We start from the raw sequence: 15373 nt of genomic DNA on the forward strand, positions 1-15373 counted from the left end.
GCTATACTGTATGTAAGGCGTAAAGTTAAGCGCTTACAAAAAGGGGGATTTTTGATGAAGAAGTTTTATCTTATGCTATTGCTGGTAGTCGGCATGGTTGTTTTAGCAGCTTGTTCTTCGGGGGATGAAGAAGCAAGTGAAGGCGGCGGTTCAGAAGGTTCATCAAGTGTAGATACCATCACAGCTTGGGCTTGGGATCCAGCATTCAACATTGCAGCTCTTGAAAATGCAAAAGAAGCTTATAACGGAGACGGTGAGTACGAAGTCGAAGTTATTGAAAACGCACAAGACGATATCATTCAAAAATTAAACACAGGACTAAGCTCTGGTACAACAAACGGAATGCCAAACATTGTCCTGATTGAAGATTACCGTGCACAAAGCTTCTTGCAAGCTTACCCGGATGCATTCCATCCGTTGACGGATGTCATCAACTCAGACGACTTTGCGGATTATAAAATTGCGACAACAAGCTTTGAAGGCGAGCAATACGGATTGCCTTTCGATTCTGGCGTAGCAGCACTATACGTACGTACAGATTATCTTGAAGAAGCTGGATACACAGTAGAAGACGTAACAAATATCACGTGGGATGAATACATTGAAATTGGTAAAGACGTAAAAGAAGCAACTGGCAAGAACATGCTGACATTGGATCCAAACGATTTGGCTCAAGTGCGCATGATGATTCAGACAAACGGTTCATGGTATGTGGATGAAGATGGTTCAACACCAAACCTTGCTGGCAACGAATCACTTGAAAAAGCATTTGAAACATACAAAGAAATGATGGATGCGGACATCGCGAAAATCGTTTCTGACTGGAGCCAATTCGTTGGTGCGTTCAACAGCGGCGATGTCGCCAGTGTTCCAACAGGAAACTGGATTACGCCAAGCGTCAAGCAAGCAGCTGATCAATCCGGCAACTGGGCAGTCGTGCCAATGCCGCGTTTGGATATGGAAGGCGCAGTCAACTCATCTAACTTGGGCGGCAGCTCGTGGTACGTCCTGAACGTAGATGGCAAAGAACAAGCGGCAGATTTCATGCTGAACACATTTGGTTCAAATCCTGAATTGTACCAAACACTTGTAGAAGAAATCGGTGCTCTTGGAACGTATTCACCGGCAGCTGAAGGAGATGCGTATGCAGTTGAAGATGAATTCTTTGGCGGGCAGCAGCTTCTAACGGATCTGTCTACATGGACAGACGAAATTCCAGCTGTGAACTATGGCCTTCACACGTATGCAATTGAAGACATTTTGGTTACGGGAATGCAAGATTATTTGAACGGTGCAGATCTTACAACAGTACTTGAAGGTGTTCAAGGACAAGCTGAAGCACAACTCAATTAATGGATGGTAAATAAATGAAGCCTTGAGTTGCCGCCGAATAACTGGTAGAAGTGCTTTATCACTTACCAGTCCGGCACAACTCAAGGTTTTTTTAAATAGGAGGAATGACAAGCATGAGTCAGCAATCAACAAAAAAAGGCGAAATGGATCTTCCTGTGCGCTTGCGCCACAAAGAAACCAAACGCGAAAAAACTGGTGTGTATTTCAAGAAAAAAGTTGGTTGGCTGTTTATCATTATCTCAGTCATCGCCATTACAATCTTTAACTTTTATCCGATGGTTCAAGCTTTTCTGTTGTCGTTCCAAACCGGAATGGGCGGAAATCTGGAATTTACGGGCTTATCCAACTGGCAGCGATTGTTCGGCGATCCGACGTTTATCGCAGCGCTAACCAATACATCAATTTACTTGCTCATTCAAGTGCCATTGATGATTGTATTGGCGTTATTCTTTTCCGTCCTGTTGAATGATCCAAAGTTGAAATTCAGAGGTTTTTTCAGAATCGCAATTTTCTTGCCGTGTGTAACGTCACTCGTTGCCTACTCAGTTATCTTTAAATACTTGTTCGGCATCGATGGCATCATCAACCTGTTTTTGCTCAACTTTGGTTTTATTCCTGAATCGATCAACTTTTTGGCCGATCCGGTGTGGGCGAAAGTGGTTATCATCCTTGCAATTACATGGAGATGGACCGGTTACAACATGATTTTCTATCTAGCGGCTTTACAAAATGTCGACAAGTCGATTTACGAAGCAGCACGAATTGACGGAGCCAACTCGATCCAGCAATTTTTCCAAATTACCGTACCGATGCTGAAGCCGATTATTTTGTTCACATCGATTACGTCGACAATCGGGACCTTGCAGATCTTTGATGAGATCGTCAACATCACCAACGGCGGACCCGGAAATGCGACGATTTCGATTTCGCAATACATTTACAATCTTTCATTCGAATACACGCCTGACTTCGGTTATGCGTCAACTGTATCCTATGTCATCGTAATTTTAGTGGTAATTCTATCAATTATTCAATTCAGAGTGGCGGGTGAGAAAAAATGAAAAACGTAAAAAGAATCTTCATTTATGTATTCTTAAGTCTCGCGGCCATCGTCTCCATTTTTCCGTTCCTGTGGATGCTCGTCAGCATCACCAATAAATCAGTGGATGTGACCCAGGGCCGCTTATTGCCAGGGACTCACTTGATCGAAAACATGAGAACTTTGTTCGCAACGATCGATATCGTTCCAGCTTTGATCAACTCGACCATTATAGCGGTCATCACCACTGTATTGACACTCCTGCTGGCCTCGCTCGCAGGTTATGGCTTTGAAATTCACCGCAGTAAAGGGAAAGACATCATCTTTAACATCTTGCTGTTGTCAATGATGATTCCGTTTGCGGCAATCATGGTTCCGTTGTACCGCATGTTCGGCAGCATCAGCGACACAGCTCCGTTAATCGGAATTGACTCGCTTGGGGCGGTTATTTTGCCAACAGCGACAACGGCGTTCTTTATCTTTTTCTTCCGCCAGAACACGAAGATGTTTCCGAAAGATTTGGTGGAAGCAGGGCGCATTGATGGCTTGAGTGAACTTGGCGTCTTTTTCCGCATCTATATGCCAACGATGAAAACGACGTATGCCGCAGCAGCGATTATTTCGTTTATGAACAGCTGGAACAACTACTTGTGGCCGTTGGTCATTTTGCAGTCACCGGAAAAACGTACGATCCCGTTGTTGATTTCAAATCTGGGATCAAGCTACTCGCCAGACTATGGCGTGATCATGTCGGCCATCGTTATCGCAACCTTGCCAACGGCTCTTGTGTTCTTCCTGATGCAGAAACACTTTGTTGCTGGAATGATGGGATCGGTTAAGGGGTAATAATCGATATTCCGCAAAATAGCTGCGCTTGCCGCGGGCGAGCGCCAAGCCGCTTCGTCGCTGCGCTCCTGCAGGGTCTCGGCTGTCTCGCTTTCCCGCAGGCGTCTCCGCTATTTTGCTCCATATCTAATTAAGTAGTAAAAAAGTAAAGTTGCTTTCAGTTAATCAGATACTTAGCGCTGGCGCGTCCAGGGGCTAAGCGAAGCAAGAAGACAGATGGTTTTTCTGGCTTCTTGCGGGAGCTATGCCCAGAGCGGCCGAAGCGGGTAAGAAATCCACTTTATCTAAGTTACAAGTAGGAGGTAAATTGTGCCGATTTTATATAACGAATCCACACGTGAGTTTCACCTGCAAACCGAAAAAGTAAGTTATATTCTCAACATTTTGGAAAATGGGCAGTTGGGCCATCTTTATTACGGCAAGAAGCTGCGCCACCGGGAGTCGTTTGAGCGCTTGTTCCATGTGGAAGAGGCGCCAAACACGGCGTGTGTCAATGAAGGGGATCTTGTGTTTTCACTGGATTTGATCAAGCAGGAATACCCGGCGTATGGTGCAACGGATTTCCGTGAGCCGGCTTACCAAGTTCTGCAGGAAAACGGCAGCCGCATTACGGATTTTGTTTATCAAAGTCATACCATCTTTCAAGGGAAGAAAAAGTTAGAAGGTTTGCCTGCGACGTATGTGGAAAATGATGACGAGGCAACAACATTGGAGATTTCTTTATACGACCAGGAAATCGACGTGGAAGTCCGACTTTCGTATACGGTGTTTGAAGACTTAAATGCAATTGCCCGGTCAGCTCAGTTTATGAACCGGGGACAGGCCGATGTCAATTTGACGAGAGTGATGAGTGCAAGCATCGATTTGCCGGATTCAGATTTTGAGATGGTTCAGCTGTCGGGTTCGTGGGCAAGGGAGCGGCATATGAAAAACCGCAAACTGGTGCCAGGCACTCAAAGTATTGCCAGCACAAGAGGAACGAGCAGTGCGCAGCACAATCCATTTCTGGCACTGAAACGTCCTGCTACAACGGAAGACCAAGGCGAAGTGTACGGCGTAAGCTTGGTCTACAGCGGCAATTTCCTGGCGCAGGTTGAAGTGGACCATTACGATGTGACGCGCTTGATGATCGGCATCAACCCGTTTGATTTTAATTGGCTCCTGGAAAGCGGCGGGAATTTCCAGACGCCGGAAGTGGTCATGGTGTATTCGGCGGAAGGCTTGAATGAGATGAGCCAGACTTTCCACAAGCTTTACCGGACGCGGCTGGCGCGCGGGCAATGGCGCGACCGTGAACGGCCGGTATTGATCAACAATTGGGAAGCGACGTATTTTGATTTTGATGAAACGAAAATTTTTGACCTTGCGAAGTCATCCAAAGAATTGGGTGTCGAGCTTTTTGTTTTGGACGATGGCTGGTTTGGCAAGCGGGATGCCGATACGTCTTCGTTGGGCGATTGGTTTGAAGACAAGCGCAAATTGCCAAACGGCCTGGCTCAATTGGCCAAAAACATTACAGGCCTGGGCATGGAATTTGGCTTATGGTTTGAGCCGGAAATGGTATCAAAAGCAAGCGACTTGTATAAAACCCATCCGGATTGGGTGATTCACGTGCCAAACCGCAACATGTCGCATGGCCGAAACCAGTATGTTCTGGATTTCTCCCGGCAGGAAGTGGTGGATTTTATTCACGGCTTAGTGGCAAAAGTGTTGCAGGACGCACCGATTTCGTATGTGAAATGGGACATGAATCGCTATATGACGGAGATTGGCTCTTTGGAGTTGCCGGCTGACCGCCAGCGCGAAGTGGTCCACCGGTACATATTGGGTGTGTATTCCTTGTACGAACGGTTGACGGGCGAGTTTCCGCATGTCTTGTTTGAATCCTGTGCTGGAGGCGGCAGCCGCTTTGATCCCGGCATGCTGCATTATGCGCCGCAAGGGTGGACGAGCGACGATACCGATGCGGTTGAACGTTTGAAAATCCAATACGGCACCTCGCTGGTTTACCCAATCAGCTCGATGGGCGCACACGTATCTGCAGTGCCAAATCATCAAGTCGGACGCATCACGAGCCTTGACACACGGGCAAATGTTGCTTACTTTGGCGCCTTTGGCTACGAGCTGGATGTAACGAAAATGGCAGACGAAGAAAAAGAAACAGTGAAACAACAAATCGCTTTTTACAAAGAAAATCGTTCGCTGATTCAGCAAGGGCAGTTTTACCGAATCAAGAGTCCGTTTGCGGAAGACGGCAACGTTACCAGCTGGACTGTGGTTTCCAACGATCAAACCGAAGCGATCCTTGGCTATTACCAAGTATTGGCCCAGCCCAATCCGGGACTCACGCGTGTGTTCTTCCAAGGGCTGAACCCGGAATTTGAATACGCCATCAACGGAATTGCCGACACATTTTACGGAGACGAGCTGATGGGCGCAGGCTTGCAGCTAAATCGTTACCGTAGGAATGAACATCCGGCTGATTTTTCTTCGGTTGTTTTTAAATTAACGAAAGTGTAGATGGTGTTGAGTTCTACTTATCGCACCGGTCGCTTTGGGCATAGCTCCCGCAAGAAGCCAGGAAAAGCATCTGTCTTCTTGCTTCGCTTAGCCCGTGGACGCGCCGGTGCTGGATAGCTGCTATTAAAAAAGTAATTTTATTTATATCGACAAATCAAAAACCATCACTCCAACATACATAGGAGGCGTCGACGTGCTGACTGCTAAAAACAAATCGTTTTATTTTGAAGGCGAGCCTTTCCAGATCTTGTCGGGTGGGATGCATTATTTCCGCACAGTGCCGGAACAGTGGGAAGACCGTTTGCTGAAGTTGAAGGCTTTGGGGTTGAATACGGTCGAAACCTATATTCCGTGGAACTTCCATGAACCGAAAAAAGGCGAGTTTCATTTTTCGGGAATGGCGGACATCGAGCGCTTTATTGAGCTCGCCCACACTGTGGGATTGTACGTGATTTTGCGTCCGGCGCCGTATATTTGCGCAGAATGGGAAATGGGTGGCTTGCCGTCTTGGCTGTTGAAACACAAAAGCTTGGTCATGCGAAGTAGCCATCCGTGTTTCCTGAAAAATGTGGAAGCTTATTTTGCGGAATTGCTGCCAAAGTTTAAAAAACACTTGTATCAAAACGGCGGACCGGTCATTGCGATGCAAATCGAAAATGAATACGGTGCGTACGGCAATGATTTGGCGTACCTCGATTTTTATAAAGAGCAATACAAAAAACACGACCTCGATACCTTCCTGTTCACATCAGATGGCCCGGACTTTATTACGCAAGGCTCTTTGCCAGACGTTACGACAACTTTGAACTTTGGTTCACGGGTCGACGAGTCGTTTGATGCGCTCGATGTATTCAAACCGGGTTCACCGAAAATGGTGGCCGAGTTCTGGATCGGTTGGTTTGATTATTGGACTGGGGAACATACCGTGCGGAGCGGGGACGATGTCGCTGCAGTCTTTAAGGAAATTATGGAGAAGAACATCTCCGTCAATTTCTACATGTTCCATGGCGGTACCAACTTCGGCTTTATGAATGGCGCCAACCATTACGACATCTACTACCCGACCATCACCAGCTACGATTACGACAGCTTGCTGACAGAGGGCGGAACGATTACAGAGAAATACAAGGCAGTCAAAAAAGTTTTAAGTGAGTACAGAAGCGTACCGGCGGATTTCACAGAAGTTCCATCGGCGAAAACATATGGACGTGTTACCCTCAGCGAATCGGTCAGTTTGTTCGATGTCCTCGATGACATCAGCGGCAAAGTCGAGCACATTGTGCCGCTTGCGATGGAAGACATCGATCAGGCTTACGGTTACACGCTGTACCGCACGACGGTCAATCGCCAAGGCGAACTGAAGTTCAATTCCAGCAATATCCGTGACCGTGGGTTGATTTACGTCAACGGCCAGTTTATTACCACTGTCTATATCAATGATCTGGAAAAAATAGTGACATTGAATTTTCCAGATGCCGTCAACACACTGGAAATTCTGGTTGAAAACATGGGGCGCGCCAATTATGGCGAGCATTTGACCGATCCGAAAGGCTTGATCAAAAACCTGTGGCTAGGCGAACAGTATTTCTTCCATTGGGACATGTTCAAAGTCGAACTGGACCGTTTGCCGGAAGCATACGAATTGAGCCAGGAACAGAGATTTCCAAAATTCTTCCGCGGCTCGTTCGATGCAGCAGAAGGCTTGGATACGTATGTAGACACGCACGGGTTCACGAAAGGCAATGTCTTCGTTAACGGCTTTAACTTGGGACGCTACTGGAACTCTGCAGGCCCGCAGCAGCGGCTGTATTTGCCAGGCCCGTTATTGAAAAAAGAAAACAATAAAATCGTTGTGTTGGAGTTGGAGCACACGACTACCGATCAAATCCAATTGCTGGATCAGCCAAAGCTGAGCTGACCAAAGTTTAAAAGAGAGAGGATGGAAAAAATGATTAACGATAAATTACCGAAGATTTGGCACGGCGGGGACTATAACCCGGAACAATGGGATTCGAAAGAAATTTGGGACGAAGATGTCCGCATGTTCAAACTGGCTGGCATTGATGTGGCCACATTAAACGTCTTTTCATGGGCACTCAACCAGCCGAATGAAGACATGTACAATTTTGACTGGCTTGATGAAAAAATCAACCGCTTGTACGAAAACGGCATTTACACATGCCTGGCAACCAGTACAGCGGCACATCCAGCATGGATGGCGAAAAAATATCCGGACGTATTGCGCGTTGATTTTTACGGCCGCAAACGCAAATTCGGCAGCCGTCACAACTCATGCCCGAACAGCCCAACGTACCGCAAGTATTCCGAGAAAATTGCTGAGAAACTAGCAGAGCGCTACAAAGACCACCCGGCTGTTTTGATTTGGCACGTATCCAACGAATATGGTGGCTATTGCTATTGCGACAACTGCCAGGATGCTTTCCGCGGCTGGTTGAGCGACAAATACGGAACGCTTGAAAAACTTAACAAAGCGTGGAACACCGGCTTCTGGGGACACACATTCTACGAATGGGATGAAATCGTGGCACCGAATATGTTGAGCGAAGAACGCGAAGACAATGTCTCAGACTTCCAAGGGATTTCACTCGATTACCGCCGTTTCCAGTCGGATAGTTTGCTGGATTGCTACAAGTTGGAATACACCGCGATCCGCAAGCACGTGCCAACCAATATCCCGATTACGACCAACTTGATGGGTACATACCCGATGCTGGACTACTTTAAATGGGCAAAAGAAATGGACGTTGTGTCGTGGGACAACTACCCGGCGATCGATACGCCATTCAGCTACACCGCGATGACGCATGATTTGATGCGCGGCTTAAAAGGCGGGCAGCCGTTCATGCTGATGGAGCAAACGCCGAGCCAGCAAAACTGGCAGCCGTACAACTCCTTGAAGCGTCCCGGCGTTATGCGCTTGTGGAGCTACCAGGCAATCGGCCGCGGAGCAGATACGATTCTGTATTTCCAGCTGCGCCGTTCAGTCGGGGCCTGTGAGAAATACCACGGAGCGGTCATTGAACACGTCGGGCATGAACACACGCGCGTCTTTAACGAAGTTGCCCAATTAGGGAAAGAATTAAATGGATTATCGGATACTTTGCTCGATGCACGGGTCAACGCCAAAGTGGCGATCGTCTTTGACTGGGAAAACCGATGGGCGACGGAACTATCAAGCGGACCTTCCGTATCGCTCGACTATGTCAGCGAAGTCCATAAATACTACGACGCGCTGTATAAATTGAATGTCCAAGTCGACATGATCGGCGTCGAAGAAGACTTGAGCAAATACGACGTCGTCATTGCACCGGTCTTGTACATGGTCAAAGAAGGCTACGCAGCGAAAGTCGAGAAGTTCGTCGAAAAAGGCGGTACCTTCCTGACGACATTCTTCAGTGGCATCGTCAACGAAACCGACATTGTCACACTCGGCGGCTATCCGGGTGAACTGCGCAATGTCCTTGGCATTTGGGCAGAAGAAATTGACGCGTTGCATCCAGATGAAACCAATCAGATCGTCGTTAAAGGATCCCGCGGAAGTTTGAGCGGCAAGTATTCATGCAATCTCTTGTTTGATTTGATTCATACAGAAGGCGCAGAAGCTGTTGCAGAATACGGCTCTGACTTTTACAAAGGCATGCCAGTCCTGACCGTCAACAAATTCGGAAAAGGAAAAGCGTGGTATGTGGCTTCAAGCCCGGACGCGGACTTCCTGGTCGACTTCCTGGAAACCGTCTGTGAAGAAGCAGGGGTCGAGCCATTGCTTGACGTACCGGCAGGCGTCGAAACAACCGAGCGCGTAAAAGACGGCCAAACCTTCTTGTTCGTGTTGAACCACAACAACGATGAAGTCACGATCGAGCTGCAGGACAGCCAGTATAAAGAAGTGCTGACAGACGCACACGTGAGCGGAAATCTGGTATTGAAAGAAAAAGGCGTGTTGATTTTAGCAAAAGTGTAAAATCAATTGAATAAATATTGGCCCATGTGGACTGCACCAAAGTTGTCAGCGATTGATCTGACAATGGAGATGCCGTTCAGGTGGGCTTTTTCTGTTGTTTAGTTGGAATGATTGAGGGCAGGAAAACGAGCTTTCGCTGTAGAATGTACACGTAACTTAGTTATTCGGATTAAAGGAGAGGAGAGTTGAAACAGATGAGGAACTTCGGGAAGGTCTTTTATATGTGTGGAGCTTTGTTGTTGGCTGGCTGCGGTGAAGAGGATGCGCCAATTATGGACGCTTCAAAAGCCAGAGGAGAACCGGAAGAAAGCGCAACAGCAGAAAGAACCGATTCGGCAGATGCCTTGTCTCAGTATTCCAGCGAGCAAATCGAGTACGCCAGAGTGTGGCTGCAGCTTGGGCCAAATCAGGAGATAGACGGCTTGTATGTCCAATCTATCCTTGCAGGCACACCGCTTAATCCGGACGATGACACGAGCGCCGCGTATCTTGAACCGGTCATCCAATTGGCAGGATCACGCTTAGTGGACGGGTCCGTAACCTACAGCAGCAATGGAGATGGTAACATCAATATTTACAATGTACCATTGCGTTGGGACGGCCAATATCCTGCCGGTGAGGAATTTTACAACGATATCATTGAAAGTGCAGATCTTGTAGAGATCAATCCAGGAGAAGAAGAAAAAGTCATCGATTTGATTGAAGTTTTGGAAATTCAAGAATAGGTCGAGGGGATTTAGTAGAAGCAAAAAAAGATTGGACACAGTTACCTGTCCAATCTTTTTTTATTAATGAAGCGAGTCTCTTTTTAGGTTTGAGGTAGCTGAACTTTCTCGACGGGAGAAAACCCCTGTGTCTTCTTGAATTTCATATTGTGTGGAAAATTGACCATGGAGTCTGAACAATCGATAGTTTCGAAATGCAAAGAGTTCAACGTAGCTTTATCAAAACGAACAGAAAGAATCGGCAGTACTTCGGTTCTTCCAGTTGACGTGTCCAAAATTTCGTCCATTGCATGAACTACGACCGTATCAAAAGGCAGGATGGCGAACATATCCCGGGCAATGCGGATTGCGCAACTGCAGACGTAGTCCTGGGTGATGTCGTAGTACTTCGTTTTCGGCATTTCTTTTACTGTGAGCTTGCCGGTTTTCGTTAGAGATTTTTGTTCTGAAGGGACCACGTTTTTGGAATGGACATTAAACTCAACTTCAAGAGTTTTAGGATCTTCAATAATAAATTCAAATCCGCTTCCGAATTCCAGCAAATCATCCAGCGGCGAAAGGTCTTCAATCACCTGCAGATAAGCATCGGTGTCCTGCTGCAAAATACGGTTGGCCAAGCGAGTTGTCCGAATGAGTTCTTTCGCTTCTTCCGCATCTTTTTCTCTTGCCAGAGAGACTTCCTGACGCAATTTCTCTTCTTCTTTATCTGCTGTTTTCAGCATTTTCTGCACCATAGATGGCTTGAAAGAAGTTAATTTTTCTTGGGCTTCCAACTCATGATACCCAATGTCTTTTGTATGATGAGGATGCTTGGAACGGCTGATGTCAAACCAGTCAAAATAATCGTCACATTCTTTATGGATCGAATGAATCAACTCAATTTTGTTTTCATAAACCTGTACTTCGTATTTGGCTCTTTCAATTTCTTCTTGCTTGGCAATTTCTTTCTGCTGCCTGGCAAGAGCCTGTCTGTTTTGTTGAGCGGCACTTTTGTAGGTTCTGCTTGAACTAGATCTTGTTGTCGATATCCCTGTGCCAGGAATGCTCGCAGTTGTTCGGCGTTGCCCACGCGAATTTACCGAATACCGGAGCCCCTTCACACCAACGCTTGCACCAATCCCTCTGCTGGAAACGTTAATGCGCATACCCGGAGCCACTTTGAAACTTTTTCTAAACTTAATCGCCATGCAATTCACCCCTTTACTTAAATTGTAAATGCTATAACCAAATAAAGGAAGAGGAGATAAAGTAAAAAAGTCCTTCGATAGTGATCGAAGGACTGGTAATCGAGCTTATAGAATTGCCTCCGCAATAACCTTATCAAGTTTGCGGATATCCACTTTTTTAGCCAAATTTAATTTAAACTTGCCGGCTGTTGTCCAAAGCTCCAGCTCTGTGTTCAAATCGAAGGTTCCGGCATTTTCCGAAGAGTACATGGTGATCGATTTGAATGGAATTGTGTAAACCTCTACTTTCTTTCCGGTCAATCCTTGTTTGTCAGAAATAATGATGCGCTTGTTCGTCACAACAGCTGTGTCTCGTACCGTTTTGTAAGCTATTTGTGCCACTTCCCCAGCAATCAACAAATCGTTGACCGATGCAGGTACATCGATTTCCTGGGTGAACGTCCATGCCATCATTGCGTTTAAATCTGCCATAAAAAAATTCCTCCTTATTGTTTCTTCCAATAGTTTCTCATATGTTGGAATTAATAGTAAGCATTAGCTGCTGCATGTCATTTTGACAGGCTGTCTCATCGGCGTTCTTAATATTTATATATTTTCTGTTAGACACAAACGACTATTTAATTATACAATTTATGAGGTACAATAGAATTATTAAAAGTAATTATTTTACAATATAAAATACCTAATTGACCTGAAGTAGTTTAATGTCTTTTGGTGATAATCTGCTGTATCGACAGGAAATAGAATGGAGGGCTCTGTTTATGGAGAATCAACAAACCAAGTATTCCCGGTTGGCACATATAACTAAACTGATCAATACCAAGTTTGAATTGCGTCCTTTGCTGGAACATGTAATAACGGCCATATCCGAAGAAGTGGTACGATGCGATTCTGTTGGCATTTACTTGCCGCAGGAAGACGGAACGTTCCGTGGATATGTAGGGAAACCGGAAGTGATCAATGGCATGACCCTCGATATGCATGTGGTGGATACAGATTTTGATTTATTGGCGAAGGAAGTTATTGAAACTCAACAAACCATCTATATACCGGATACATCAAAAGACGATCGACCGGATCCGAGAGCCGTTGCCGGATTCGGCATCAAGTCTTTATTGGCAATGCCCATTTCATACGAAGGGGAACTGTTTGGGCTTGTTTTTCTGTTTGACTACGGAATTCCGATGGATCTGACAGAAGATGAAATACAAGCTGTCGAAGCTTACGTCAGCATGGCGGCAGTAGCGATTCGCAACGCCAACAACTTTAAGGACCAAGAAAGCGTACTTGCCGAAAAACAATTGCTTTTGGATTTAACGTGGGATTTGTCAATGAGCTCTTCGGTAGCGACTGTTATGGACAAATGTTTCCACTATATTGGGAAAGTCCTGAAAAATGATAATATCGGCGTCCATTTATTGGACCCTGTAGCGGGCGCAAAAATCAAACCGACTAGTTTAAGTGCGAAGAGTGAGTGGGAAAAAGAAGCATGGTTGGAAAAGCATACTGAATTGCAGTTTGATCTTTCCAATGATCCCGTATTTGATGCAGTGGTCCGTACGAAAAAACCCGTGCACATTGCAGACGTCACAAAAGACTCACGGGTCAATCAGGAAGTTTGCCAATCATTTGGGATTGAATCGATGCTGATGCTTCCTTTTGTAACGATGCGTGAAGTCTTGGGTGCCTTGGTTCTGGTAAGTTTCAATAAAAATAAAGACGTCTTTTACGAATCAGACATCGAACTGGCTCAATCCATAGCAGACGCTACTGCTTCAACTCTCTCCAATCTGTTGTATATGGAGAAACAGGAAGCCTTGATCGAAGAACGAACCTCCGAAATTCTCCTAAAGAACAATGAACTAAAAAATGCAGTTACAGAGCTCGAGAATATGGGACGAGAAAAGGTGCTGATTTTGAACTCGGTGGAAGAAGGTATTTTCGGTCTGGATTTAGCTGGAAAGATCACGTTTTGCAACCGGGCTGCACATTGCACCTTAGGCTACAGCAAAACTGAACTGATCGGGCAGTCCTATGGGATCCTTTTGAACAAATCCGAAGATTTTCCAAGTACTTCTTTTCCTTTGGAAGAAGAACTGAAGTTTTATAAGAAAGATGGCCAGCCATTTTCTGTTGAACATGTAGTTTCTTCTATTAAAGAAAACGGCCAGGTTATTGGCCACGTAGTTACATTCAGAGACATCACGATGAGAAAGCAGCTGGAAAACAGAATCAGTCACTTAGCCTATTATGACAACCTCACTGATTTGCCAAACCGGGTCTTGCTGAATGATTTTTTGAAAAAAGAAATCGGGAATGCGACCGTTTTGGGACAAAAAGTGGCGGTGTTATATCTGGATTTAGATCGCTTCAAACTGATCAATGACAGTTTGGGCCATAGCTATGGAGACATTCTATTGAAAGATGTCGCTGATCGGCTGCGCGCCAATGTACCGGACAATGCATTTGTGTCACGGCAAGGAGGCGATGAATTCACCATCATCTTGCCAGGATTCATGGAGAACAACGAAGTCTTGAGCCTGGTGAATAAGCTAGTGGAGTCGTTCACCCACCCGTTTTCGCTAAAAGGAAATGAAGTTCACATTAAAACCAGCATCGGCATCAGTGTGTTTCCAAAAGATGGAGACACAGCTGAAGAGTTGATCAAAAATGCAGATGCCGCCATGTACAAATCAAAAGAAAAGTCCGGCACACATTACCACTTCTTCCAAAGTGAAATGAGCGAACGGAATCTGGAGAACATTTTCTTGGAAAATCAATTGTACAAAGCTCTGGAAAACGAAGAACTGTTGATTCACTACCAGCCACAAATCGATAGTAGAACCAACGCAATTACTGGAGCAGAAGCCTTGCTTCGGTGGAATCACCCAACGAGAGGCATGGTCTCTCCAATTGACTTTATCCCGGCGGCGGAAGAGACCGGGTTGATTGTACCGATTGGAAGATGGGTGCTGTTGAATGCCTGTAAACAACTTCAACTCTGGCATGCTAAGGGAAATTCCCACATGACGGTGTCCGTGAACTTCTCCGGCAGGCAATTTGAAGAAGAGGACTTGGTCTCCATGATTGACAGCATCCTCACCGAAACGGGGGTTGCTCCGGAGTTTTTGCACATCGAACTGACAGAAAATCAAATTTTCAAAAATACACAAGTAACGTTAAGAAAAATGAAAGAAATCAAAACGCTCGGCGTTAAAATCGCATTGGATGACTTCGGTACAGGCTATTCATCGCTGGGCTATTTGAAAAACTTCCCGATTGATACCTTGAAAATCGATCGCTCTTTTGTGTTTGATATTTTGACAGATAAGCACAATGCAGCCATTACGAACACGATCATCACCCTGGCACAAAATTTGGGATTGAAGATCATTGCGGAAGGCGTCGAGACAAAAGAGCAGCTGGAATATCTGATGACCAAAGGCTGCTTTAACATCCAAGGGTATTACTACAGCAAACCGCTAGAAGCCAAAGCATTGGAAAAGTATATTGACCAAATTACGGTTAAGACAACAGTCGATCCTAAGATATCCCAGTGAATAGCGAAAGGTTGGACAGAGTGACTTGTCCAATCTTTTTTAAATTGATCAGAGCATGTTGTCGATCAGGCAAATTAAAAAAGGTCCAATATTAACAATTAGTTTCCAGTTGAACGAGAAGGGTATGAGTGAAATGAGAAGCTTTCTGGACAGGTTCGCTA

General features: G+C 45.7%; 10 protein-coding genes. 8 read left to right on the plus strand and 2 right to left on the minus strand.

Going from position 1 to position 15373, the window contains the following annotated elements:
* Window positions 1–54: 54 nt before the first annotated feature.
* From AC4EG4_RS11280 to AC4EG4_RS11310, 7 genes are all read left to right on the plus strand, one after another.
* Window positions 55–1353 carry an ABC transporter substrate-binding protein gene (locus AC4EG4_RS11280; protein WP_490979220.1) on the plus strand — a complete coding sequence of 433 codons (1299 nt, stop codon included), beginning with the start codon at window positions 55–57 and terminating at the stop codon, window positions 1351–1353.
* Window positions 1354–1466: 113 nt separating this feature from the next.
* Window positions 1467–2414 (plus strand): carbohydrate ABC transporter permease, encoded by a 948-nt coding sequence (locus AC4EG4_RS11285; protein ID WP_490979219.1) that lies wholly within the window; start codon window positions 1467–1469, stop codon window positions 2412–2414.
* Entirely contained in the window at window positions 2411–3238 is an 828-nt protein-coding gene (locus tag AC4EG4_RS11290; RefSeq protein ID WP_490979218.1) for a carbohydrate ABC transporter permease, read from the plus strand. The genes AC4EG4_RS11285 and AC4EG4_RS11290 overlap by 4 nt, the downstream gene beginning before the upstream one ends.
* A gap of 309 nt (window positions 3239–3547) precedes the next feature.
* A complete protein-coding gene (locus AC4EG4_RS11295; RefSeq protein WP_490987863.1) occupies window positions 3548–5758 on the plus strand; it encodes an alpha-galactosidase in 2211 nt (736 codons plus the stop codon).
* A gap of 193 nt (window positions 5759–5951) precedes the next feature.
* On the plus strand, window positions 5952–7676 hold the full coding sequence (locus AC4EG4_RS11300; protein WP_490987864.1) for a glycoside hydrolase family 35 protein: 1725 nt from the start codon (window positions 5952–5954) through the stop codon (window positions 7674–7676).
* A gap of 30 nt (window positions 7677–7706) precedes the next feature.
* Window positions 7707–9740, plus strand: a complete 2034-nt coding sequence (locus tag AC4EG4_RS11305) for a beta-galactosidase (protein ID WP_490987865.1) — start codon at window positions 7707–7709, stop codon at window positions 9738–9740.
* A 194-nt stretch (window positions 9741–9934) separates the two neighbouring features.
* The gene (locus AC4EG4_RS11310; RefSeq protein WP_490988042.1) at window positions 9935–10465 is read left to right on the plus strand and encodes a YdeJ family lipoprotein; all 531 of its coding nucleotides are present in this window, start codon (window positions 9935–9937) and stop codon (window positions 10463–10465) included.
* Between the two features lie 83 nt (window positions 10466–10548).
* Here AC4EG4_RS11310 and AC4EG4_RS11315 read toward each other — a convergent pair whose 3' ends face one another.
* Together AC4EG4_RS11315 and AC4EG4_RS11320 are read right to left on the minus strand one after the other, a co-directional pair.
* Window positions 10549–11652: a DUF4236 domain-containing protein gene (locus AC4EG4_RS11315; RefSeq protein ID WP_490987866.1), complete on the minus strand. Its 1104-nt coding sequence runs from the start codon at window positions 11650–11652 to the stop codon at window positions 10549–10551.
* Between the two features lie 105 nt (window positions 11653–11757).
* Window positions 11758–12123, minus strand: a complete 366-nt coding sequence (locus AC4EG4_RS11320) for a PH domain-containing protein (protein ID WP_490979211.1) — start codon at window positions 12121–12123, stop codon at window positions 11758–11760.
* Window positions 12124–12413: 290 nt separating this feature from the next.
* On the opposite strand from AC4EG4_RS11320, the gene AC4EG4_RS11325 reads away from it, so the two are divergent.
* Window positions 12414–15212 (plus strand): EAL domain-containing protein, encoded by a 2799-nt coding sequence (locus tag AC4EG4_RS11325; RefSeq protein ID WP_490987867.1) that lies wholly within the window; start codon window positions 12414–12416, stop codon window positions 15210–15212.
* Window positions 15213–15373 lie beyond the last annotated feature (161 nt).

Source organism: Planococcus sp. TJ-201 (genome assembly GCF_058268495.1).